Source organism: Prevotella sp. ICM33 (assembly GCF_000517825.1).
Classification (GTDB): domain Bacteria; phylum Bacteroidota; class Bacteroidia; order Bacteroidales; family Bacteroidaceae; genus Prevotella; species Prevotella melaninogenica.
Genome location: NZ_JACD01000007.1, coordinates 54,435 through 77,353, shown reverse-complemented (window position 1 = coordinate 77,353; position 22,919 = coordinate 54,435). Strand labels below are relative to the sequence as shown.

General features: G+C 42.6%; 18 protein-coding genes. 5 read left to right on the top strand and 13 right to left on the bottom strand.

What is annotated here, in order from left to right:
• The first annotated feature begins 176 nt into the window (after nucleotides 1-176).
• Both hemN and hemG read left to right on the top strand, forming a co-directional pair.
• Entirely contained in the window at nucleotides 177-1,541 is a 1,365-nt protein-coding gene (hemN, locus tag HMPREF1505_RS01675; protein ID WP_036921561.1) for an oxygen-independent coproporphyrinogen III oxidase, read from the top strand.
• 66 nt (nucleotides 1,542-1,607) lie between these two features.
• Nucleotides 1,608-2,972, top strand: coding sequence for a protoporphyrinogen oxidase (gene hemG, locus HMPREF1505_RS01670; protein WP_036921558.1), 1,365 nt, complete (start codon nucleotides 1,608-1,610; stop codon nucleotides 2,970-2,972).
• Between the two features lie 250 nt (nucleotides 2,973-3,222).
• On the opposite strand, the gene rpsT is transcribed toward hemG, so the two are convergent.
• Nucleotides 3,223-3,477, bottom strand: coding sequence for a 30S ribosomal protein S20 (gene rpsT, locus HMPREF1505_RS01665; protein ID WP_004358670.1), 255 nt, complete (start codon nucleotides 3,475-3,477; stop codon nucleotides 3,223-3,225).
• A gap of 210 nt (nucleotides 3,478-3,687) precedes the next feature.
• On the opposite strand from rpsT, the gene recO reads away from it, so the two are divergent.
• The 3 genes from recO (at nucleotide 3,688) to HMPREF1505_RS01650 (ending at nucleotide 6,704) form a co-directional block, all read left to right on the top strand.
• Nucleotides 3,688-4,413: a DNA repair protein RecO gene (gene recO / locus HMPREF1505_RS01660; protein ID WP_036921555.1), complete on the top strand. Its 726-nt coding sequence runs from the start codon at nucleotides 3,688-3,690 to the stop codon at nucleotides 4,411-4,413.
• Nucleotides 4,414-4,815: 402 nt separating this feature from the next.
• Entirely contained in the window at nucleotides 4,816-5,862 is a 1,047-nt protein-coding gene (locus tag HMPREF1505_RS01655; RefSeq protein WP_036921553.1) for a YeiH family protein, read from the top strand.
• 350 nt (nucleotides 5,863-6,212) lie between these two features.
• A complete protein-coding gene (locus HMPREF1505_RS01650; RefSeq protein WP_036921550.1) occupies nucleotides 6,213-6,704 on the top strand; it encodes a hypothetical protein in 492 nt (163 codons plus the stop codon).
• A 235-nt stretch (nucleotides 6,705-6,939) separates the two neighbouring features.
• Here the strand turns inward: HMPREF1505_RS01650 and ftsZ are convergent, their stop codons facing one another.
• The 12 genes from ftsZ to rsmH all read right to left on the bottom strand — a co-directional run bounded on the left by ftsZ (nucleotide 6,940) and on the right by rsmH (nucleotide 22,904).
• Nucleotides 6,940-8,268 carry a cell division protein FtsZ gene (ftsZ, locus tag HMPREF1505_RS01645; protein ID WP_036921546.1) on the bottom strand — a complete coding sequence of 443 codons (1,329 nt, stop codon included), beginning with the start codon at nucleotides 8,266-8,268 and terminating at the stop codon, nucleotides 6,940-6,942.
• Nucleotides 8,269-8,324: 56 nt separating this feature from the next.
• Nucleotides 8,325-9,785 carry a cell division protein FtsA gene (gene ftsA, locus HMPREF1505_RS01640; protein ID WP_036921543.1) on the bottom strand — a complete coding sequence of 487 codons (1,461 nt, stop codon included), beginning with the start codon at nucleotides 9,783-9,785 and terminating at the stop codon, nucleotides 8,325-8,327.
• 50 nt (nucleotides 9,786-9,835) lie between these two features.
• A complete protein-coding gene (locus tag HMPREF1505_RS01635) occupies nucleotides 9,836-10,774 on the bottom strand; it encodes a hypothetical protein (RefSeq protein ID WP_013263811.1) in 939 nt (312 codons plus the stop codon).
• A 42-nt stretch (nucleotides 10,775-10,816) separates the two neighbouring features.
• Entirely contained in the window at nucleotides 10,817-12,193 is a 1,377-nt protein-coding gene (gene murC, locus HMPREF1505_RS01630; protein ID WP_036921537.1) for a UDP-N-acetylmuramate--L-alanine ligase, read from the bottom strand.
• A gap of 89 nt (nucleotides 12,194-12,282) precedes the next feature.
• Nucleotides 12,283-13,389 carry an undecaprenyldiphospho-muramoylpentapeptide beta-N-acetylglucosaminyltransferase gene (gene murG / locus HMPREF1505_RS01625; protein ID WP_036921534.1) on the bottom strand — a complete coding sequence of 369 codons (1,107 nt, stop codon included), beginning with the start codon at nucleotides 13,387-13,389 and terminating at the stop codon, nucleotides 12,283-12,285.
• Nucleotides 13,390-13,473: 84 nt separating this feature from the next.
• Complete coding sequence (locus HMPREF1505_RS01620) at nucleotides 13,474-14,760, bottom strand: FtsW/RodA/SpoVE family cell cycle protein (RefSeq protein ID WP_036921532.1); 1,287 nt, start codon at nucleotides 14,758-14,760, stop codon at nucleotides 13,474-13,476.
• 90 nt (nucleotides 14,761-14,850) lie between these two features.
• Entirely contained in the window at nucleotides 14,851-16,182 is a 1,332-nt protein-coding gene (gene murD / locus HMPREF1505_RS01615; protein WP_036921529.1) for a UDP-N-acetylmuramoyl-L-alanine--D-glutamate ligase, read from the bottom strand.
• Between the two features lie 178 nt (nucleotides 16,183-16,360).
• Nucleotides 16,361-17,632, bottom strand: a complete 1,272-nt coding sequence (locus HMPREF1505_RS01610; RefSeq protein WP_036921527.1) for a phospho-N-acetylmuramoyl-pentapeptide-transferase — start codon at nucleotides 17,630-17,632, stop codon at nucleotides 16,361-16,363.
• 55 nt (nucleotides 17,633-17,687) lie between these two features.
• Nucleotides 17,688-19,145: a UDP-N-acetylmuramoyl-L-alanyl-D-glutamate--2,6-diaminopimelate ligase gene (locus HMPREF1505_RS01605; protein ID WP_036921524.1), complete on the bottom strand. Its 1,458-nt coding sequence runs from the start codon at nucleotides 19,143-19,145 to the stop codon at nucleotides 17,688-17,690.
• A gap of 65 nt (nucleotides 19,146-19,210) precedes the next feature.
• Nucleotides 19,211-21,370 carry a penicillin-binding protein gene (locus HMPREF1505_RS01600; RefSeq protein WP_036921522.1) on the bottom strand — a complete coding sequence of 720 codons (2,160 nt, stop codon included), beginning with the start codon at nucleotides 21,368-21,370 and terminating at the stop codon, nucleotides 19,211-19,213.
• Nucleotides 21,371-21,373: 3 nt separating this feature from the next.
• The gene (locus HMPREF1505_RS01595) at nucleotides 21,374-21,967 is read right to left on the bottom strand and encodes an FtsL-like putative cell division protein (protein WP_036921518.1); all 594 of its coding nucleotides are present in this window, start codon (nucleotides 21,965-21,967) and stop codon (nucleotides 21,374-21,376) included.
• Entirely contained in the window at nucleotides 21,960-22,904 is a 945-nt protein-coding gene (gene rsmH / locus HMPREF1505_RS01590) for a 16S rRNA (cytosine(1402)-N(4))-methyltransferase RsmH (protein WP_036921516.1), read from the bottom strand. The genes HMPREF1505_RS01595 and rsmH overlap by 8 nt, the downstream gene beginning before the upstream one ends.
• Nucleotides 22,905-22,919 lie beyond the last annotated feature (15 nt).

Sequence of the window (22,919 nt, the reverse complement as noted above, 5' to 3'; positions counted from 1 at the left end):
TCCTTTACAGAAGAACGTGGCTTTGCCCCAAACCGATCACGTATTATGGTCTAATGACCTATTCAGATTATATCATAGTAAAGTTAGGCTTGTAAGCCTATTGTGCTTTCCTTATAAATGAGGATTGTTTATGTTAGGAGGTATTCGTACCTTTGTCATATAATTTATTTCGACGAATGAAGCAAGAACTGATTGATAAATACAATGTATCTGTACCTCGTTATACGAGTTATCCACCAGCTAACTTCTTCCGACCTTTTACTGGGGAAGAGTTTTTGAAGGAGGTTGATTATAGCAACGAGGTGCGTGAGAAGAATCTTTCCTTTTATTTTCATATGCCTTTCTGTCGGCGTCTGTGTCATTATTGTGGCTGCAACTCTTACCCTATGGCGAAGGAAGAACGTGTTGAAGCTTATGTGCAAGCGTTGCATAAGGAGATAGATCTCATTGCAAAGCATATAGATAAAAGTAGACGTATATCGCAGATTCATTATGGCGGTGGTAGTCCAACTGCTATGCCTGTAAGTGTTCTTAAAGAACTGAATGAGCATCTGCTGTCGCTCTTTTCTACGATAGAACAGCCTGAGATAGCCATAGAATGTCATCCAGGTTATCTAACAGCAAAGGACTGGCAAGGACTGTTGGATGCACGTTTTAATCGTTTTAGTTTAGGCGTACAGGACTTCAATGGAGAGGTGTTGAGGCTTGTTAATCGTACGCCTTCAGAATTGCCAACAGAGGAAATAGTATCAATTCTTCGTAGTGCGGGTGTTAATATTAATATGGATTTCCTCTTTGGCTTACCACTTCAGACATCGGATAGCTTTAAGAAGACGATAGAGCGTGCTGTAGCAATGCGTCCCGACCGTGTTACAACATTTAGTTATGGACACTGCCCATGGATATTTAAACGTCAGATTATACTTGAAAAGGCTGGTCTTCCTGATACTGAAGAGAAGGCTTTGATGTTCCAAAAAGCTAAAGGTGTGCTGCATGAGGCAGGTTATCTTAGTGTTGGTTTGGATCATTTTGTACTTCCTAATGATGAGCTATCTGAGGCTTTGCAATCTCATAGATTACATCGAAACTTCCAAGGTTATTGCACTCGTCGCACAACTGGACAGGTGTATGCCTTTGGTGTGACGGGTATCAGCCAATTAGAGACTGCCTATGCACAGAATACAAAGTCGATAGACGAATATATTTCAGAGGTTTCTTTGGGTACATTGCCTATCCGAAAAGGCTACCAATTAACGCCCAAAGAGCGTATTGTACGTGAGGTAATTGAACGTTTGATGTGTAACTATCATCTTGATTGGACACATATTGCGGAAGACCTTGCAGTGTCGGTAGCTGACGTGAAAGGTGCTATCAATTATGATGTTGAACGTCTGCAAGAGATGAAAAGAGATGGTATTCTTTGTTTGACAGAGAATACCTTGGAGATGACAGGGGAGGGGAATCCCTTTGTTCGTACTGTGGCTGCTGTGCTTGATCCGATGATGGTGGCTACGGATAAGAAGTTTTCTAAGCCGATATAAAAGTTTTACCCTTCCTTATCGTTGGGTAGAGAAACAGGGGAGGGGAATCTATATAGCATTAATATTATGGAAGAAAGAAAGATAGTTGTTGTTGGTGCAGGTCTTACTGGTCTTACTTGTGCTGCTTATCTACGTCGTAAAGGTCAAGATGTAGTGGTCTTGGAGGCTACCGACCGTATCGGTGGACTTATGCAGACGGAAGAGGTTGATGGCTTTGTGATGGAACAAGGACCGAGTACGGGTACTATTAAATACCCTGAAGTGGCTGAACTCTTCGATATGTTAGGCGATGATTGTACGCTGGAGGTGGCACAGAGTTCTGCTAAATGTCGTTTGATATGGAAGGATGGACGCTTCCATGCCCTACCTTCTGGACTTTGGTCTGCTATCACAACTCCTCTCTTCACGCTGAAAGATAAGTTCCGCATCCTTGGTGAGCCATGGCGTAAGAAGGGAACAGACCCTAACGAGAGTGTGGGAAGCCTTGCTGAACGACGCTTGGGACGGTCTTTTGTTGATTATGCAGTCGACCCTTTCCTTTCTGGCGTGTATGCTGGTAATCCTTATCAATTACCAACTCGCCTTGCTTTGCCTAAACTCTACGACTTAGAACAGCGTTATGGGAGTTTTATCAAAGGAGCTATAGCACTTGCAAAACAACCGAAAACGGACAGGGAAAAGCGTGCAACAAAGGCAGTCTTCTCTACTCGTGGCGGTTTCCGTAGCCTTGTTTCTGCGTTAGGGAGAGTGATAGGTGATGAGAGAATCCTAACGAATTGCAAAGACCTAAGTATAGAGCCGTTAGGAGATAAGTGGAAACTATCTTGGGGTAAGAATACGATAGTAGCTGAGCAGGTTGTTACAACTTGTCCTGCTTATGCCTTACCAAAGTTGTTGAGCTTCTTGCCTAAGGACCAACTTGACGATTTAAGCAATCTTTATTATGCTCCTGTGATTGAGATAGGAGTAGGAATGAAGAATACGGGGGATGTACATTGGAATGCCTTTGGCGGATTAGTACCGTCTAAAGAAAAACAGAATGTGTTGGGAATCCTTATGCCTTCCGCTTGTTTTCAGGGGCGTTCGCCTAAGGAAGGAGCTAATTATGCGTTCTTCGTTGGTGGTGCTTGTCATCCTGAATATCTCAATAAGACAGATGAAGAACTGACAGAATTGGTTAATACGTCCCTTCATACGATGTTGGGATATCCCAAAGGTACCCGAGCCGATGTTATTCGTATTTATAGGCACAGTCATGCTATTCCACAATATATGCCCGAAACGGATGCTCGCCTTCGCACTATTGATGCCGTAGAACGTGCTTATCCAAGTTTACATATTATTGGTAATCTGAAAGATGGTATCGGTATGGGCGATAGAATCAAGCAGGCTGTAGATATGGCAGAGAAGATTTATTTCGCTTTATCGTAAATACAGCTGTCTTACACGTAATATTTTTTATTTTAATTTGCTGTCACTTTTAACACTTCTTTTACTCCCCTGTAAACGAATAAGTTAGGTGTTTACAGTGGATGATAGCAGTGACAGCAAATTGAAAATTATCCCATTTGGTGAAGCTCTGTCTATACATCAAACAAGTATATATAACATGCAAAAAGCCATAATCCCAATAGGATTACGGCTTTTATTGTTCTTTTCAGCTATGACTGAAAGTATTTTTTTATCCCAATGCAGCTACGTGCTTGCAGAGAGCAGACTTCAAATTAGCTGCCTTGTTCTGGTGGATAACGTTAGTCTTTGCCAACTTGTCCAACATCTTCTGTACAACAGGGTAGAGCTTAACAGCCTCTTCCTTATCCGTCATGCTACGCAACTTGCGAACAGCGTTACGCATAGTCTTAGCATAATATCTGTTGTGCAAGGTCTTAACCTTGTCCTGACGGATTCTCTTCAATGATGATTTGTGATTTGCCATCTTTGTTTTCTTCTTTTATTTTACTTGTAGTCCCTAGCAGAGTCGAACTGCTCTTTAGAGAATGAAAATCTCTCGTCCTAACCGATAGACGAAGGGACCATAGCTGATTTTGCGGGTGCAAAGGTAGCCCATTTATTTTAATCAACCAAACTTTTTGCTAATAAATTTTCGTAAGAGGCTGTATTTTTGTATTTTTGCATTGTTTTTTATATGATTTTGAAGTCAAAGGCAATTGTTTTGCGTTCTCTGAAGTTTGGTGACTCATCACTAATAATTGATATGTTTACCGAGTTAGAGGGGCGTATTTCTTTTATAACGCGCATTCCTAAGACGGCAAAAGGGAAGATTAAGAAGCAGTATTTTCAACCGCTGACCTTACTCGACCTTGAATTTGATTACCGTCCGCGAACTTCTTTGCAGCGTATAAAGGAAGTGCGTATCCTTCGTCCTTACGGCTCTATACCTTTTGACCCTGTGAAGTCGGCTATACTTCTTTTCCTTTCTGAATTCCTTTATTATGTCACGCGTGGTGAGCAACAGAACGCCCACCTATATAATTATATATGTGCGAGTATGGAATGGTTGGATGAGGCTGAACATGATTATGCCAACTTCCACCTTGTCTTTATGATGCGTTTGAGTCGTTTCATAGGTTTCTTCCCTAATCTCGATGCCTATCAGGCGGGTGCTTGTTTTGATCTTCGCAATGCAACCTTCACTGCGAGTGCACCTCTTCATTCTGATTATTTACTCCCTGTTGATGCCGCGGGTATTAATCAATTGATTCGTATGGACTATGAGAATATGCACCTTTTCCGTCTTTCTCGTCACAATCGTAATCGTATTTCTGATATAGTATTGCATTACTATCGAATTCATGTGCCTGATATGCCTGAGCTAAAAAGTTTTCAGGTAATGCGCGAGCTGTTTAGTTAATGGGTTTTATGATGCCTATTGGTTTCTTAAAATGATATGCTTGATTTCTGTTGTAGATGTAGTGGCTGTCTTAACAGATAGCAAAAATCCACAAACATACTGGAGAGTGTTAAAGAATCGTCTCAGAAAGGAAGGAAATGAAACCGTTACAAATTGTAACGCTTTGTAGCTGTATTGACAAGAGTTAAAATCTATAGAGATAAAAAAACATGCTTCTCTGTGAGAATTCTTTTCATGGGAAAAATAATTCTCTTCATGAAAAGAGATATTTTTGTTCATGAAAATAAATTCTTTTATTCGTGATAAAAAATGCGATACCTTTTTTATATGGTTCGTTTTTTTATTACTTTTGTGGTCTCGAAGCATGAAAATTCAAATTTTGTCTATATATAAAATAAGTCTATGAAGTTAACAGAACAGCGCAGTAGTATGCTTCATGGTGTACTGCTGATTACTTTGTTTGCCTGTGCAGCGTTCTATATCGGTGATATGGGATGGGTGAAAGCACTTTCGTTGAGTCCGATGGTTGTTGGTATTATCTTGGGTATGCTTTATGCCAACAGTCTTCGCAATAACCTTCCAGACACTTGGGTGCCTGGTATTGCCTTCTGTGGAAAACGTGTTTTGCGCTTTGGAATTATCCTTTATGGTTTTCGTTTGACCTTTCAAGACGTGGTGGCTGTGGGTTTCCCTGCTATCATTGTGGATGCAATTATTGTATGCGGAACGATTCTCTTGGGTGTTTTGGTAGGTAGACTTTTGAAGATGGACCGCAGTATAGCTCTTTTGACAGCTTGTGGAAGTGGTATCTGTGGAGCCGCAGCGGTGTTAGGTGTCGACGGTGCTATCCGTCCGAAGCCTTATAAGACAGCTGTAGCGGTAGCGACGGTGGTAATCTTCGGAACACTTTCAATGTTCCTTTATCCTATTCTTTATCGTGCAGGTGTCTTCGATTTATCACCCGATGCAATGGGAATCTTTGCGGGTTCTACGATTCATGAGGTGGCTCATGTAGTCGGTGCAGGTAATGCCATGGGTGCTGCAGTGAGCAATTCAGCCATTATTGTTAAGATGATTCGTGTGATGATGTTGGTACCAGTGTTATTGGTTATAGCTTTCTTTGTTGCAAAGAATGTTGCTGAGCGAGATGATGAGGCTGGTGGTAGTCGTAATATAAACATCCCTTGGTTTGCTATCCTCTTCCTTGTGGTCATCGGTTTCAACTCATTGAACTTACTTCCAAAAGAGCTTGTCGACTTTATCAATACCCTCGATACCTTCCTGCTTACAATGGCTATGTCTGCGCTTGGTGCTGAAACGAGTATTGATAAGTTTAAGAAAGCAGGTTTTAAGCCTTTCCTCTTGGCTGCAATCCTATGGTTCTGGCTGATCGGTGGAGGTTATTGCTTAGCAAAGTATTTGGTGCCTGTGTTGGGTGTTGGGTGTTGAATATGGGTGTTAGGTGTTGAATTTTGGGTGATGATGATGTGTAAATATTGGCTTGGGTGTTGGCTGTTGAATGTTAGGTGATGATGAAGTGCGCATCTGGGGGAACATGTTTTGTGTTTAGGTGTTGGGTGTTGAATGTTAGGTGTTAATGAAGTGCGCATCTGAGGGAACATGTTTGGTGTTTAGGTGTTGGGTGTTGAATTTTGGTTGTTGATGAAGTGCGCATTCGAGGGAACATGTTTGTCTTAGGTGTTTGTTTTGGATTGATTAATATTTAGGACTATGTGAGGAGCGTATTTGTGGCGAGTCTACGATACAATCCATAGATATAACATTGTAGGTAAGGTAGAATGAAGGAACTATTTAGTAAAGCGAAGTTGGGTAAGTTACGTAATTTCCTTTCGTTGCTATTGATAATGGGATGTTATGTTATCTATCAGAGATTTCTGGTGGTGGCATATTATGATATTGGACTCTTTATTGTTGTTACGGTTGTGGCAGTCCTATATGATAAGTTGATAGCATCGAAGGGCTTTGATGCTATAGTTAATAACGCATGTATTTGTTGGACAGTAGTTGGGCTCACTCTGATGTTAAGGTCGTATTATCTGCCCGAAAAGATTTATAAAGTACCATTAGATGGCTTTTCAACTTTTAGAGTAGATCATATTTATTTTAGCTTTAAGGGGAGATCTTTTAAGCGTTCTTTCTCACTTTCAGACTATGACCTTTCTGATAGTTGTAATCAATATGATGTGGAATTGTATCTAAAAGAGCCACTTCCAACGGTCTATTATATTTCTGGAATGAGCCTTTGTAAGAAAGAAAATACTACAAAATAGGAGAAGTCTTGCCCTCTCCTACGAGTGTGCGAAGCCTTAGCACGTTATGTGCGGACGCCTAACACATGTGGTGCGGAGGCTTAATAAGAACGCATATAAGGGTAAAGCGACTTATAGAAAGGGTGCCTTTTCCCAAAGGGAAGGGGTTATTCTTCTTATAACGAAGAAGGTTGATGAATCAAAAAAGGCTGAACTTCTTTCGGAGTCCAGCCTTTTCTTATTTTTGATATAACTATTATACGAAGCTAATAACGCCCTCAACAGCGCCTTCGTTGCTTTCGTTTTCTTCATTATCTTGCTCAGGATTACTGATGCGCTTGATGTCCTTAATCATCTGCTTAGTACGCTTATAGGTTGGTGTGTTCTCTACAGCAAGGATAACATCCTCGTTGTCGAGTTCATCCGCAGTAAAGCGATAGATGTGTGGACGATGCTTGTATTGTGAGCTGTTGTTGTCCTTATAGAAACGATCACGGCGGTCACGACGCTCTGCAGCCTTCTCCTCTTCCTCTGCCTGACGTGCTGCATCCTCTTGTGTCTGCTTCTTGATATGGCTACCCATACCGTCAACATCCTCGATACCGAAGCCCGTTGCAAGGATAGTAACCTTAACCTTCTTGTCGAGTTCAGGGTCAATAGCAAGTCCCCATTTCAACTCGAAGTCTGCGCTGAAGTGGTTCATGAACTCTGTTACATCGCCCATTTCCTCCATTGTCAGACCAGGGTTGTCCTTGTCATCAGTATTGAAGTTGATAGAAAGCAGAATCTTCTTAGACTTATAGACATCGTTATCGTTGAGCAGTGGTGAGTTGAGTGCATCCTCAATAGCCTGCTTCACACGACCTTCACCCTCACCGTAACCGGTAGACATGATAGCTACACCACCATCTTTGAGGACTGTCTTAACATCGTTGAAGTCGAGGTTCATAATACCATGAACGGTGATAATCTCTGCAATACTCTTAGCAGCCACGCTCAGTGTGTCGTCAGCCTTGCGGAAACCATTGAGCAAACTCAGTTCAGGATAAATCTCGCGGAGACGTTCGTTGTTGATGACGAGCAACGCATCGACGTGCTTTGCCATCTCTTCAACGCCATCCAACGCCTGATCTATCTTCTTAGCACCCTCGAAACGGAAAGGAATTGTAACGATACCCACGGTGAGAATGCCCAATTCCTTGCTGACACGTGCGATGACAGGTGCTGCACCAGTACCCGTACCACCACCCATACCAGCGGTGATAAATGCCATCTTCGTACCATCGTTGAGCATACGCTTGATATCCTCGCTGGTCTCTTCTGCAGCCTGACGTGCACGTTCAGGACGGTTTCCAGCACCTAATCCTTCCTTACCCAATTGCAGATGAACAGGAACAGGAGAGTCGTTGAGTGCCTGCGCATCCGTGTTACAGAGTACGAAGGTCACATCGTGGATACCTTCTCTGTACATGTGGTTTACGGCGTTACCACCACCACCACCGACACCAATGACCTTGATGATGCTATCAGCTACATCGCCGTCACCGAAGTCTAATATATCCATTTTATTATTGTTTTCTGCCATAACAGTATGTTGTCTATGTTTATTTCCTATATTCTTTTTCTGTTTGAGCTGTTGGATTATTCTTCATCCTCACTCATAATGGTTTTTCCGAACTCCTTCACCTTACGTGAGAATTTGTTCCAGAAACTATTGCGACGCTTCTCCTCTTCGAGTTCGCGCTCTCTTGCTTCCTCTTCCTCACGCAGCTTGCGCTCTTCCTCTTCACGCTTGCGACGCTCAGCTTCAGCCTTCTTTTTCTCTTCAGGTGTTGGAACAATACCTTGTCCCTGTCTTGTTGTAGATGATGGCGTATAAGGTTGCTGCTGTTGGTCAATAGGAGTTGCTACTGCAATGTCTTCGTTGTTGAAGAGATTGCTCTGTGCAGGGTTGTATTCTGGTCCAGCACAGTTCATTTCTCCCTTGATAAGCAAACCGAGAATTGTGTTCATGTCACCATTCTTAGCTGTGATATCAGCATTGCTTGAAGCGATGGTATGTGTGACGAAGTTTGCTTTGCGAATCTTGTCGATATGTGTGGTATTACGAATACAGCGTTCAATGTTCTTCAAGTTCATACCGCCACCAGTGAGAATGATACCGCCAAGGAGTTTGTCGGCATAGTCAGATGGAACCTGACACCATACATTCTCAACGATTTCGCCAATACGTGCCTCAACGATTTCAATGAACTTACGGCTCTCTACGGTACGTTCTGAGTCGATAGAGTATTTTAATGTATTATCGATATCGTTATTTTCAGTGAAAGCAGAACCATACTTAAGCTTCATAGCCTCAGCATCCTTTTCTTCCATCTGTAGGCTGGCAATGTCCTTTGTAATATTGTTACCACCCAATGGAATAACAGCCAAGTGACGGAGAATGTTCTTGTAGTATACAGAAACTGTTGTTGTGTCAGCACCGAAGTCAACCAATACACAACCTCCACGTTTCTCAGCCTCGCTCAATACGGCATCAGCCAAGGCCAAAGGTGCAAGGTACATCTCGGCAATAGAGATGCCAGACTTCTCAAAGCAGTTGTTGAGGTTATCATAGAAAGCCTTGCGCCAAAGGATATTAAGGAAGTTACCCTCCAAGCGAGTAGCTTTGATACCGACTGGGTCGAGAACAAACTGGTTGTCAACCTTATACTCCTGTGTGGCAGCATCGAGAATCTCTTGGTCAGGATAAGTCATATTGCGGTTGGCATCCATTAACTCATTAATCATATCTGAGGTAATGATGGTATCAGTAGGCAGATCCTTTACGATAACGTTGCGAACGCTTCGTATAGACTGTCCTCCCACGCCTACATAGACCTGAGAAATCTCATACTTCAGTTGTTTTCTTAGTTTGTTGATGATGCCAGTGAGGCACTGTCCGGTCTTGTCGATGTTGTAAACGACACCCTTGCGAATACACTGTGTAGCGTCTTCCTTTACAACAGCAAGCACGGAGATACTGCCGTCAAGATTCTTTTTGCCAGCGATTCCCGTAATCTTTGATGAGCCCAATTCAATGGCTACTATGAACTCTGCCATATTCGTTAAGTATTATGTTCCTTATTTTATATTCTCTAAAATGATATTTTTTATTCCGTAAGTCCTGCTGAGGCATCTTCTTGCCGTTTCACTTCCTTACGGGCTTTATCTCTTTCCTCCTCTTCTGTACGTTGTACGTCTTCTACTTGTTCAGACTGAGCCTTCTTAAGCAATGCATCCTCTTCTTCTTTCTCGGCTTTCTCATCACGTTTCTTACAGATGATTTGGTTGTCGAATTCTATGTCGATGTAAGAGTATTTGTTCCAACCAGCCTGTGAAAGACCATATCGATAGAACTTCTCTAAGCGTGACAACTTCTTTTTAACGAAGATATTTATATCATGCTTACGCTTCCATGGACCGTTGTTTTTAGGCAAGTAACCCATGAAGATGATATGATTACCGACACGTGGTACTAACTCGATGCCTCTGTCTGGTAAGACGTTAATCTGCTCTATTTGGTTCAGCCATAGTGGTTCTGCACTGATAGCCTTGGCAAGAGGAGCAATATAAAGGCGTGCAAAGTTATTATCTATATTGCCAGTTGCAATGATCAAGTCGCTGGTGTACTTAGAGTTCGGAAGTATTCCCCCATTATCATCAAGATAGTAATCAGCTCCATTGCTACTCTTAATGCGGATAATCGGCATACGTTGAGTAATATAGATGTTGACGTGTCCATCTTTTGTTTTGTAGCATTGGGCTGTATTGATGAATGGTCCCACTTTTAATGCCTCCTCAATGTTGCGCGGATTGATGTCAGTTATCTTCTTATTGAGGGGATAGAGGTGTACCTTCTCTAATATTTGTTTGATTTCTGTTGCGGTAAGAAAGCCAGCATTGTTAGAGTCAGATATGTTGATATTCACTTTGGTACATAGCTGTTTGCTCTCATCAGGCTTGTTCCATGAGGTAACTGCCATGATGAGATAAATAGCCAGTACAATGTCCAACGCAGTGATAATTATCTTTTTCCACTTAATGTGCATATCTTCTCTCTTTTGTTTTAAGAGTTTTTGCTTTCTTTCTTCTTATTTCTCGTTGAGTATCTTTGCAATTTCTGGGACATAATTGTCGAGATTACCGGCACCCAAAACAACCAAAACGTCAAAGTCTCTTGACTTTACAAAGTCGAGAACATCGTCCTTTTTAATCATCTGTTTCTTAACATTAGGACTGAGGTTGTCATAGATGAGTTCGCTTGTTACACCTGGGATTGGTTCTTCGCGAGCAGGATAAATCTCTGTCAATACCACTTCATCGAAATGACTGAGTGCCTCTGCAAAGTCCTTATAGAAGTCACGTGTTCGAGTGTAGAGGTGTGGTTGGAAGATTGCAGTAACCTTCTTGTCAGCGTAGAGTTCCTTAAGACTCTTTGCACTCTGCAGAATCTCCTTTGGATGATGCGCATAGTCTGAGAGGAAGACGTGGCGGTTATCCTTTATCTTGAAGTCGAAACGACGGTCAACACCACCATATGTCTTCATTCCATTGCGCAATTCTTCTGCCGTACAGCCATTGAGTTGAGCCATAGCCATTGCAGAGATACCGTTTTCAATGTTGATAGGTATGGGTTGTCCAAGCTCAATATCCTTTATATTTTCAATAGGAGAAACGAAGTCAAAGGTGATGGTTCCGTTTGCAATTCGTATGTTCTCAGCGTGGAAGTCGCCTTCGTCACGGCTGTATTCATAGATTCTAACACCTTCTTGTACGTTTGGTTTCATCTCTAATCCTTTGCGGATAATGAGTGCACCTCCCTTTTGAATGAGTTCTGTATAGTGTCGGAAACTCTCAAGGTAAGCCTCTTTTGTACCATAAATATCCAAGTGGTCAGGGTCTGTTGAGGTGATAACGCTCATCCAAGGACGCAACCAATGGAAAGAACGGTCAAACTCGTCTGCCTCAATCACAACAAAGTCGCTATGGTCAGAGAGGATATAATTAGTGCCATAGTTCTTGGAAATACCACCAAGGAAGGCGTTACAGTCCGAATGACTTTGGTGCATAAGGTGTGCACACATACTGGAAGTCGTTGTCTTTCCATGTGTTCCAGCAAAGCAAAGACCCTTATGTGTTCGGGTGAGTGTGCCGAGAACCTGTGCACGTTTCTGAATCTCAAAGCCATTCTCACGGAAATAAACCAGCTCAGCGTGGTTAGAAGGGATGGCAGGTGTGTAGATTACCAATGTTGATGCTGGTTCTTTGCACGCTGCAGGGATGAGTTGAACATTCTCCTCATAATGGATGTCCATTCCTTCTTTCTCCAAAGTGTGGGTAAGTTCAGATGGAGTTTTATCGTAACCCGCTACTTTCAATCCTTTATGAAGGAAATAACGAGCAATAGCACTCATGCCGATGCCACCTGCACCTACGAAGTAAACTGATTTAATATCTTTGAGTTCCATGTGTTATATATTCTTTTTCTTTCTTTTGTTTGGGGATAGGACAACGTTCTACAATAGTTTCTTTAAACCCTATCTATTGGAAGATAGCTTTATCCCTTAATGAGTTTGATAACCTCATCAGCAATAATCTTTGCAGAGTTCTTCAGCCCCATCTTCTTAACATTCTCACTAAGACTCGCCAACTTCTCATCATTCGTGATGGTATCGAGTGCAAGTTTTATTAAAGTGTCAGGTGCATCAACATCCTTTACGCAGAGTGCAGCATCTTTATTGACCAATGCCATCGCATTCTTTGTCTGATGATCTTCTGCCACGTTTGGACTTGGTACCAAGATAACAGGCTTTCCGATAAGCTGGAATTCACTGATAGAACTTGCGCCAGCACGACTGATAACAAGGTCAGCAGCCTTATATGCAGCACCCATATCACTGATAAAGTCCATTATCTTTAGGTTCGGAAGTTCCTTACCCTTCATCGAATCCAATATCTGTTGATGATAGAATTTACCCGTTTGCCATATGAATTGAACGTCTGATTGCTTGATGAGATCAAGGTGTTCAATGACTGAGCGATTGATAGTTCTTGCTCCAAGGCTACCACCAACGAGGAGAATCGTTTTCTTGTTAGGGTCAAGACCGAAACTCTCACGTGATTCTTCAATAGAGAGTGGGGTAGAGAGGACGTTCTGACGAACAGGGTTACCCGTCATGATAATCTTATCAGCAGGGAAGAAACGGTCCATACCTTCGTAAGCAACACAAATCTTCTTCACACGCTTAGACAATAGTTTGTTGGTAACACCAGCATAAGAATTCTGCTCTTGGATAAGACATGGGATGCCCATCTTTGCACACTCATAGAGCGTTGCACCACTGGCATAACCACCAACACCCACAGCAACTTGTGGCTTAAAGTCTTTTATTATCTGGCGAGCCATGCGAAGACTCTTCCAAAGTTTGCAAAGTACTTCAATGTTCTTTAGCTTATTAGCACGGTCGAAACCTTTGATAGGTAGGCCTTTTATCTCATAGCCTGCAGCAGGAACACGTTGCATCTCCATACGTCCATCAGCACCCACAAAGAGAATCTTCGCCTCTGGGTGTTTTGCCTTAATGGCATTAGCAATAGATACTGCAGGGAAAATATGTCCTCCCGTGCCGCCACCGCTGATGATAATTCTTAAATCCTCGTCCATTTGCATCTTCTTTATAACCTACAAAGGTAATCATTTTTTTTATCTTCTTTCAACTTTCACATTCTTTTTAGTCTTCTCTACAGATTAGACTATTGCATGTGAAACTTTCTCAGAAGGTTTCTTTTCTTCTTTCTTTTTCTTTGCCGAACGGCTTACACTGAGTATTACGCCTATGTAGACGCAATTAATGATAGTTGAAGTACCACCCTTACTGATAAGAGGAAGTGGCTGTCCTGTTACTGGCGCCAATCCTACAGCTACTAACATGTTGAATAACGCCTGTGTAACCAAGAGGAAAGCGATACCCATAGCGAGAAAAGCAGGGAAAGAATTTTCACACCGGTTGGCTATAATTCCAGTTCTGAACAGAAGGATAATATATAGGAGTGCCACAAAGATGGCTCCTTCGATACCTCCTTCTTCAATGATAATCGCATAGATAAAGTCGGAGAAGGCTTGCGAAAGAAAGTCTCTTTCATTAGAGTTTCCTGGTCCTTTACCAACGACATCTGATGAGGCGATGGCTATGTTAGCATGTGCCACCTGCGCATCTTTATCTAAGTCGTAATCTTTTGGTGCAACATATTCGTTACTAAAGAATTTCTTGACACGTGCCTTCCATGTGTCAGCGCGGTGGAGAATTTTACCAATGAATCCGGGTGATTCCTCTTGCTGTGCAGCTACCGTCTGTTCTGTAAGGTTTTGTTTGGCAGATAATTCGTCCTCAGCTTTCTTGTCATCACCCACAAGCATCACCATAGATAGGACGAAAACGCCAAGTAAGACGATGAAACCGATCAAACGACCTAACTGATTGAAAGGAACTCTTCCCACAAACATCATCAATACTACGGTCAAACCAATGAGCATAGCTGTGGAAAGATTCTCACCAAGAATCAGGAGAATAATACCACCAGATAGCCACATGATATATTTAAAGGCTTTTCGATCTGCTCCATGTTCGGTTTGCATTGCGCTAAGTATCTGTGCAATAGCTAATACCAAGGCTCCCTTAGCTAATTCGGAAGGTTGGAATTGAATACCTGCAAAGCTAATCCAACGGCTTGCTCCATTCGTACTTTGTCCTGCTGCAAGTACCCATGCCAGCAATAGTATGGACATGCCCAGTACGATAGGCGTTATGAGTTTGAAGTAACGACATTTAATATTTAATACAACTACCATCAGAGCAATTCCTACAACGAGGATGCTACAATGGTAGATGATAGGACTCCAGTAGTTACCTCCTGTGTACGACAGTGAACTTGAGGCTGAATATACCTCAATGATACTGATGATACATAGGAAGAAGAAGACCATCCAAATAACCTTGTCTCCTTTGAATATGTTACTGAGAGATTTATTCTTCATTGTTTTTTGTTCCTTATGGGATTTATTAGCCTAATTAGTCTTATTAGCCCAATTAGCCTTATTAGCCCCATTAGCCTGATATGTCTTTTCCTATAATGCTCTTACATAACTCTTGAACTGCTCGCCACGGTCTTCCATATTCTTAAAAAGATCGAAGCTTGCACAGCATGGGCTTAGGAGAACTGTGTCACCAGGCTTTGCTAACTCTGCACAAGCTGCAACACAATCCTTCATGGAATGGGTGTCGCGGATAGGAAGACCGAGGTCGTCGAAGTTGTCATGTAGCTTCTTGTTGTCAGCGCCAAGGTAGACAATGCCAGCACACTTCTGCTTAACTAAGTCCTTAATGCTGTTATAGTCATTTCCCTTATCCTTGCCACCAATAATCAAGATTGTTGGTGTGCGCATACTTTCGAGTGCATACCAGCAAGCGTCAACATTGGTAGCTTTTGAGTCGTTGATGTATTGTACGCCAGCAACCTTACATACCTTTTCCAATCTATGCTCAACGCCAGGGAAGTCGCTCAGACTCTTACGGATGTTTTCTTTCTTAATACCGCTAATGTCTGAGGCAATACCTGCTGCTAAAGAGTTATAGATGTTGTGACGTCCTGTGAGCGAAAGGTCTTCCTGCTCCATGTTGAATGGCTCAGGCTGTTCAATCGTATACTGTCCTTCTTCAATGTAACCGATACTGCCCTTCTCCTTTAATTCAGAGAATGGATAGCATACGGCATGTACATCAAACTTCTCGAGTTCCTTCTTGATGACAGGGTCATCGTTCCAGTAAATGAAGCTATCCTCCTTGGTTTGATTCTGAATGATACGCATCTTAGCGTCTGCGTAGTTCTCAAACTTGTAGTCATAGCGGTCCAAGTGGTCAGGGGTGATATTGAGAAGGATGGCAATATTGGCACGGAAGTCATACATATTGTCCAACTGGAAGCTGCTCAACTCAATGATATAATACTCATGTGGATCTTCTGCTACTTGCAGTGCAAGACTGTTACCAATGTTACCAGCCAAACCAGCGTCGTAACCAGCATCTTTGAAGATATGATAGATGAGGCTCGTTGTTGTGGTCTTTCCATTACTTCCAGTAATACATATCATCTTAGAGTTGGTGTATCGACCAGCAAATTCTATTTCACTAATGATATGTGTACCCTGTGCGATAAGTTTCTGAACAATAGGAGCTTCTTTAGGAATACCAGGACTCTTGATGATTTCATCAGCATTGAGAATCTTCTCTTCTGTGTGTTGTCCCTCTTCCCATTCTATACCACGGTCATCAAGCATCTTCTTATACTTGTCCTTAATGGCTGACATGTCAGAAACAAAGACATCGAAGCCTTCTTTCTTTGCCAATACGGCTGCGCCGGCACCACTTTCACCGGCACCAAGTATTACTATTCTTTTCATATATCTTTCCTTTCCTTACTCTTGCTTATGTAATGTTTTTGTTTGCTGGCTGCTTACCTCTCTTCGAGTAAACGGTTACTCGCCTCTTTGGTAGTGGTCAGCTGTGTGGTGTTTCGTATGAACACCAATTGTGCGAACGCCCCGCACATATCGTGCTAACGCCTCGCACGCCTCGTGCTTATCTTATCTTCAGTGTGATGATAGTCATTGCAGCGAGGATGATAGTCACGATGATGAAGCGTAGTGTAATCTTACTCTCATGCACTGCACTATGTGGTTTTTTCAAGAGATACTTACACTCTGGATCGAGTTGACTATCTTGTGTACGGAAGTTGTCATGTATTGGTGTGCGCTTAAAGATACGTTGTTTAACACCTTTACGCTTTCCTAACTTGTAGTACCAAACCTGTACGATAACACTTAAGCTCTCAACAAAGAATACGCCACAGAGAATAGGGAGCATCAACTCCTTGTGAATGATGATTGCACCTACTGCTATGATACCTCCGATGGTAAGACTTCCCGTGTCACCCATGAACACTTGTGCAGGATAAGCATTGTACCAAAGGAAGCCTATCAATGCCCCAATGAATGCCATGAAGAACACTACTAACTCTTCCGAGCCTGGAATGTACATAATGTTGAGGTAGGCTGCGTACTGTATATGGCTACTTACGTAGGCTAATATACCCAATACGACACCTATGATGGCGGAGTTTCCTGCGCACATACCATCCATTCCGTCGTTAAGGTTTGCACCGTTAGAGACGGCAGTGACAACAAAGATAGTCATAAGCACGAAGAGAATCCAGCCACCTGCATTCTTATACTCGCCTAAAAAGCCTACTATCTCTGAATAATCCAGATTATGCAGTTTGACAAATGGAATGGTCGTCTTCAATGTCTTTTCAGCTTTTGTTTCATGTTTGATGACGACTTCCTTACCATTTTGATTTGCAACCTCAAGGTTCATGTTAGCTTTAACGTCAGGAGAAGCCCAAAGTGTTAAGCCAACGATGAGTCCGATGGTTACTTGTCCGATAATTTTATATTTACCCTTCAGTCCTTCCTTGTCGTGCTTGAATATCTTAATGAAATCATCCATACCACCGAGGAAACCCAACCAAATGGTTGTGACAATCATCAAGAGCAGATAGATATTACGTAATCTACCTAACAAAACGACAGGAATCAAGAGTGCAACGATGATGATAATACCACCCATTGATGGTACACCAATCTTTTTGACACCAAATGGGTCAATCTGTGCATCTCGTTGTACCTCTGTAATCTGCTTCTTCTTGAGGTATTTAATGAAGCGTTCTCCGAACCATGCAGAGATAATCAGTGCTAATATCATTGCCAAGATAGAACGGAAACTGATGTAGCCCCAAAGGTGAGAACCACTGATACCGAACTGGTCAAGCCAACGGAAGATATAGTATAACATTTTATTTCTCTTTTATGTTGTTCTTACGATAGACGATAGGGTCTCTATTTTAGAATTACTTAATACCGAAGATTTCACGGATAACCTCGTGGTCATCGAAATGATGTTTCACACCATTAATCTCTTGGTAGTTCTCATGTCCCTTACCTGCAACAAGAATAACGTCACCTTTCTGTGCCATCATGGCTGCAGTGCGAATTGCTTCCTTACGATCAGTAATCGTGAGAACCTTCTTGCGCTGTGTAGTGTCAAGTCCTGCAAGCATATCATCGATAATAGCCTGTGGCTCTTCGTCGCGTGGATTGTCACTTGTAAGGATGACAGTGTCACTTTGTTTAACAGCCTCTTGAGCCATTAATGGACGCTTTCCCTTGTCACGATGTCCGCCTGCACCGCAGACAGTAATGACATGTCCGCCCTTACCATCAAGTACATCGTGAATAGCACTGAGGACATTCTCCAGTGCGTCTGGTGTATGGGCATAGTCAACAACAGCAGTGTAGCCTTCTGGTGATTGGATAGGTTCTAATCGTCCGTTAACACTCTTGAGTGTGCTCATTGCTATTAGGACGTCTTCTGGCTTCTTACCTAACATGATGGAAGCACCATATACTGCAAGCAGATTGCTCACATTGAACTTACCAATGAACTGTACGCCAACCTCTTTACCGTCAACTTCAAGGTACATACCTTCAAAGTGGCATTCAAGAATCTTTGCACGGAAGTCTGCCATTCGTTTGATAGAATAGGTCTTGACGGTTGCCTTTGTGTTCTGAACCATAATCATACCGTTCTTGTCATCGGCATTGGTGATGGCAAAAGCGGTCTTAGGCAATCCGTCGAAGAACATCTTCTTTGCATTGCGATAGTTCTCGAAAGTCTTATGGTAGTCGAGGTGGTCACGTGTAAGGTTGGTAAAGATGCCTCCTACAAACTCTAAACCACCTATACGATGCTGATGAATAGCATGGCTGGAGCACTCCATGAACGCATATTCGCAGCCTGCCTCAACCATCTTCGCAAGTAGACTGTTAAGCTCTATTGGGTCTGGAGTAGTGTGACTTGCAGGAACTTCCTCATCATTAATATAGTTACATACGGTAGAGAGTAAGCCTACCTTATGACCGAACTCACGGAACATTCTATATAATAAGGTGGCAATGGTTGTCTTACCGTTCGTTCCAGTCACACCAACCAACTTTAGTTTGCGTGATGGTTCTCCATAGAACATTGTGGCAACCTTTCCTGCTTCTTCCTCAGTTGATGCTACTTGAACGTATGTTACCTTTTCATTCAGTTCCTCAGGCATATCTTCAAGTAGGATTGCTACGGCTCCTAACTCAATAGCTTTGCTAATGAATTTATGTCCGTCTACCTGTGTTCCTTTCATTGCGATGAACAAGTGGCCGTTCTTTATCTTACGACTATCAATGTTCACTCCTTTAATCTCAACGTCAATATTGCCTTGGCTGGCAATAACCTTAACGTTTTTGAGTAATTCGCTTAACTTCATATCTTTGTTCTTTTCTTATTCTTTATGATTGTAATCGAAGTGTTCTGCCTTTGTGAAGTGAATGTTTATCCCATTCTTAATTCACATTTCATTCCCTTCTTAACCTTTTCGCCTGGTGCAACGCTTTGTTTAATAACACGACCTCTACCGGTAAGTATTACTTTAATACCATGTTTCTCCATCAAGTAAACAGCGTCGCGAGCACCCATGCCATGGACGTCAGGGACAATGTTGGCTTTAGGTGTTTGCTCCTTTTGGAAGGTCAATGACTTTCCTTTTATGGTGGTTGTTCCCCATATAGGATTACCAAATGGGTAAGCACCGTTCCAACCATTCGTTATTTGGAAGCCGAGAGAATTCAGCACATAGTCTGTTGCAAGCAGGTTGCCTGTCTTTGCTGTAGGGATTGTTACAGATGAAGCATCGTGTGCATCAGTAACATTCAGCTTCAGACTTTGTGCCATAATGCCTTCCGCAATGTGGTGGAATACAACACCACTCATGCCACCTCCGGATGCTGGGAGACCTGTCTTCTGTATGCAGACAATACAACTGTAACGTGGTTTGTCGGCAGGGAAGAAGCCTGCAAAGCTGAGGAGATAGTTTGTTCCACCAGTCTTATAACCCAAGGCTCCCTTTGACATCTGGGCAGTACCAGTCTTACCTGCAACGAGGAATTTGTCAGAGCCAGCCTTCTTACCCAAGCCTTCAGAAACAACTTCCGTCAGAATGCGTGTAATATTCTTGATGGTACTTTCCTTTGCAATACGCTCTTTTAATACCTTTGGCGGATTGTTATAGATGACTTCGCCATTTTTTACAATCTGTTTTACAAATCGTGGCTGCATTAGCTTACCACCATTGGCAATCGCATTATAGAAGGTAAGAGTCGATATTGGTGGTATCTGTGTCTCGTAACCAATACTCATCCATGGCAAAGCAGTGGCACTCCAGTTGTCATACTGACCACGACTATTCTTATGTGGCATGCGGATTCGTGCTGGTGAATAGCCAACAATAGGGACATGGAAATCGGTTGCAAGACCTAAGTCGTAGATACCTTGGACGAATTTCTCTGGGTTCTTGTGGTAGTGCATGTCAATGATACGACTGACACCGATGTTTGAACTGTATTTCAAAGTCCATGGCAGCGTCAACGTTCCATATCCTCCACGTGTCCAGTTGTGGTCCTTCATGTCTCGTCCGTACATATTCCATACACCCGGTCCAGTCTGAACGGTGTACATAGTATCAACGAGTCCATCATCAAGGATGGTCATAATAGAGGCTGTCTTAAAGACAGAGCCAGGCTCAAGCAAGTCACTTACGGCATGATTTTTAACCTCTCTATATTCGCCATCACTACATTTATCTAAGTTGACAATAGCCTTCACGTCACCAGTTGCGACTTCCATCACAATAGCAACACCTACGTTACCATTTACATTAGGGTCTTTCAGCTCGTCTAATAAGGCACGCTCTGCTAAGTCTTGCATGCTGACGTCAATGGTAGTTATGATGTCAGCACCATCAATTGGTGCTGTATCCGTGATATCAAGGAACTTGTTACGAACCTTACGACGGTGGATGATACCATTTGTACCACGCAGAATAGAGTCGTATGAAAGCTCTAATCCACAGCGAGCAGTATCCTTAGCGCCGAACATATCACCTATCGTACGTTGAGCAAGTGAGCCAAACGGGCGACGACGTGCGTTAAACTCATCCCAGTGGAATCCACTCTTATATTTAGAAAGGTGGAAAATAGGGAGGCTCTGTATCTCTTTAAATGTGTTATAGTCTATGCGCTCGTTCCATATTGCCCAATGCTTACTCTCCTTGTGGTAGCCTTCCATGAGGTACTTCTTGAAGTAGGCTGCTGATTTCTCAGGGAAGATGTTATTCAATCCCTTGCTGATATAGTTGATGCTATCGACAAACGCTGTGTCGTTTCCTGCAGCTTTGAGTGCGTTGAAGTCCATGTAAACCTTAAATTCAGGTAATGAACTTGCCATAAGTTGCCCATTACAGCTTAGGATGTTACCTCTGGTAGGTTTTACTGTGACGCTGTCTTTCTTTTGAGAAGCAGCAACTTCCAGCCAGTAGGTTCTACCTGCAGTCATGGTGTAGATAGTCTTACCAATAACAGCTACAGCTACAAGCGACATGATGATTGCTATAACGCTGTAGCGGGGCATTACTTTGCTATTATCAAACTTACTCATATCCTATTTCTCGGGTACATCTATAATATAAGGTGGACGGTCAGACATTTTCAGTACACTGTCCTTTCTTGTTTTCAATATCTCAAGTATATGGCTCTCACGTGTCTTCTCTGTGAGTTGACTACTACTTGAAAGCGCACGATACTTAGCGTCCTCTAACTCTTTTTGCAACTTATCAATCTCAATGAGGTACTTCTGTACACTGTATCGATTTGATATGTAGACGATAGTGAAAATCACAGCGGTGATAATCAACCAGATGTTATTACGCAGGAGTCGTGTAGAGAGGATGTCACCTCCAAGAATCTTTCTTAGTGTGAAGTTTGATGATTGTGGTTGCTCATCTTCGCGTGCTTGCTCCTCAATGGCTGCTTTAATCTTTTCTACTTCAACCTCTTCTTCTATTCTTTTTTCTTCCTCCTCCATTAGTGGTGTTGCTACCTCGTTATTCGCAGTAGCTTCTTGTTGATCTTCTATAGTCTCTGCCTTTACGAGTGGCTCTGTGACGTTTATGCTCTCTTCAGTGAAAGCAGTCTGATCTTCTGTGAGAGGATGCTCCGTCAGCGTTGGATTCTTCTTGTCGTTCTCGTCATTCATTTGCTTTCTTTTCTGCTATTCTTAGTTTTGCACTTCGGCTTCGTGGGTTGCGTTCTTGTTCGTCGTTACTTGCAGTGATAACTTTGTTATTGACTAATCGGAATGGCGTTTCTATTCGTCCGAAGAAGTCTTGTTTCACTTTACCCTCTATATTTCCTGACTTCATAATGTTCTTTACCATTCTGTCCTCTAAGGAGTGGTAGGTAATAACCGATAGTCTACCGCCAGGGCGAAGTAGTTCAGTTGCTGCCATAAGCATTTCCTTCAAGGCATCCATCTCGTGGTTTACTTCGATGCGAAGGGCTTGAAACATCTTTGCCATGTCTTTCTTTTCGCGTGCCCGCTGAAAGAAAGGTTCGATGGTTGTCAGTAAGTCGTTCGTTGTTTTATATGTTTTCTGTCCTCTTGCCTTGACAATGGCTGAGGCGATGCGGCGCGACTGCTTCAGCTCTCCGTAGAGATAGAGTATGTCTGCCAATCGTTCTTCATCGTAGTCGTTGAGAATGTCGGCAGCAGTTATTCCTGCTCGTTTGTTCATTCTCATGTCGAGTGGAGCTTCGAAGCGGAATGAGAATCCACGTGTCTCATCATCAAAGTGATGACTGCTAACACCAAGGTCGGCAAGTAGTCCGTCTATGTATTCTACGCCATAATACCGCATCCAGTTCTTCAGGTATCTGAAGTTGGAACGAACAAAGGTGAAGCGGTCTACCTGTTCATCGCTTAAGCCCATGTTGTCAATATTCTGCTCGGCATCAGCATCTTGGTCGAAGCTGTAAAGATGACTGCCCTCTGCTAAGCGAGAAAGAATCTCTCGGCTATGACCTCCGCCTCCGAAAGTTACATCCACGTAGACTCCGTTGGCATGTAGGTTCAAACCTTCAATGCTTTCGTTGAGGAGTACTGGGATATGATAACATTCTGCAGTCTTAATCATGCTGTTGATTCTTTT

Excerpts from the sequence above, each read along its gene's own strand:
- HMPREF1505_RS01600 (WP_036921522.1), bottom strand. The coding sequence starts at position 21,370 with ATGAGTAAGTTTGATAATAGCAAAGTAATGCCCCGCTACAGCGTTATA.
- ftsA (WP_036921543.1), bottom strand. The coding sequence starts at position 9,785 with ATGGCAGAGTTCATAGTAGCCATTGAATTGGGCTCATCAAAGATTACG.
- rpsT (WP_004358670.1), bottom strand. The coding sequence starts at position 3,477 with ATGGCAAATCACAAATCATCATTGAAGAGAATCCGTCAGGACAAGGTT.
- HMPREF1505_RS01595 (WP_036921518.1), bottom strand. The coding sequence starts at position 21,967 with ATGAATGACGAGAACGACAAGAAGAATCCAACGCTGACGGAGCATCCT.
- recO (WP_036921555.1), top strand. The coding sequence starts at position 3,688 with ATGATTTTGAAGTCAAAGGCAATTGTTTTGCGTTCTCTGAAGTTTGGT.
- HMPREF1505_RS01635 (WP_013263811.1), bottom strand. The coding sequence starts at position 10,774 with ATGCACATTAAGTGGAAAAAGATAATTATCACTGCGTTGGACATTGTA.
- murD (WP_036921529.1), bottom strand. The coding sequence starts at position 16,182 with ATGAAAAGAATAGTAATACTTGGTGCCGGTGAAAGTGGTGCCGGCGCA.
- HMPREF1505_RS01650 (WP_036921550.1), top strand. The coding sequence starts at position 6,213 with ATGAAGGAACTATTTAGTAAAGCGAAGTTGGGTAAGTTACGTAATTTC.
- ftsZ (WP_036921546.1), bottom strand. The coding sequence starts at position 8,268 with ATGGCAGAAAACAATAATAAAATGGATATATTAGACTTCGGTGACGGC.
- HMPREF1505_RS01610 (WP_036921527.1), bottom strand. The coding sequence starts at position 17,632 with ATGTTATACTATATCTTCCGTTGGCTTGACCAGTTCGGTATCAGTGGT.
- HMPREF1505_RS01605 (WP_036921524.1), bottom strand. The coding sequence starts at position 19,145 with ATGAAGTTAAGCGAATTACTCAAAAACGTTAAGGTTATTGCCAGCCAA.
- HMPREF1505_RS01620 (WP_036921532.1), bottom strand. The coding sequence starts at position 14,760 with ATGAAGAATAAATCTCTCAGTAACATATTCAAAGGAGACAAGGTTATT.
- hemG (WP_036921558.1), top strand. The coding sequence starts at position 1,608 with ATGGAAGAAAGAAAGATAGTTGTTGTTGGTGCAGGTCTTACTGGTCTT.
- HMPREF1505_RS01655 (WP_036921553.1), top strand. The coding sequence starts at position 4,816 with ATGAAGTTAACAGAACAGCGCAGTAGTATGCTTCATGGTGTACTGCTG.
- murC (WP_036921537.1), bottom strand. The coding sequence starts at position 12,193 with ATGGAACTCAAAGATATTAAATCAGTTTACTTCGTAGGTGCAGGTGGC.
- murG (WP_036921534.1), bottom strand. The coding sequence starts at position 13,389 with ATGGACGAGGATTTAAGAATTATCATCAGCGGTGGCGGCACGGGAGGA.
- hemN (WP_036921561.1), top strand. The coding sequence starts at position 177 with ATGAAGCAAGAACTGATTGATAAATACAATGTATCTGTACCTCGTTAT.
- rsmH (WP_036921516.1), bottom strand. The coding sequence starts at position 22,904 with ATGATTAAGACTGCAGAATGTTATCATATCCCAGTACTCCTCAACGAA.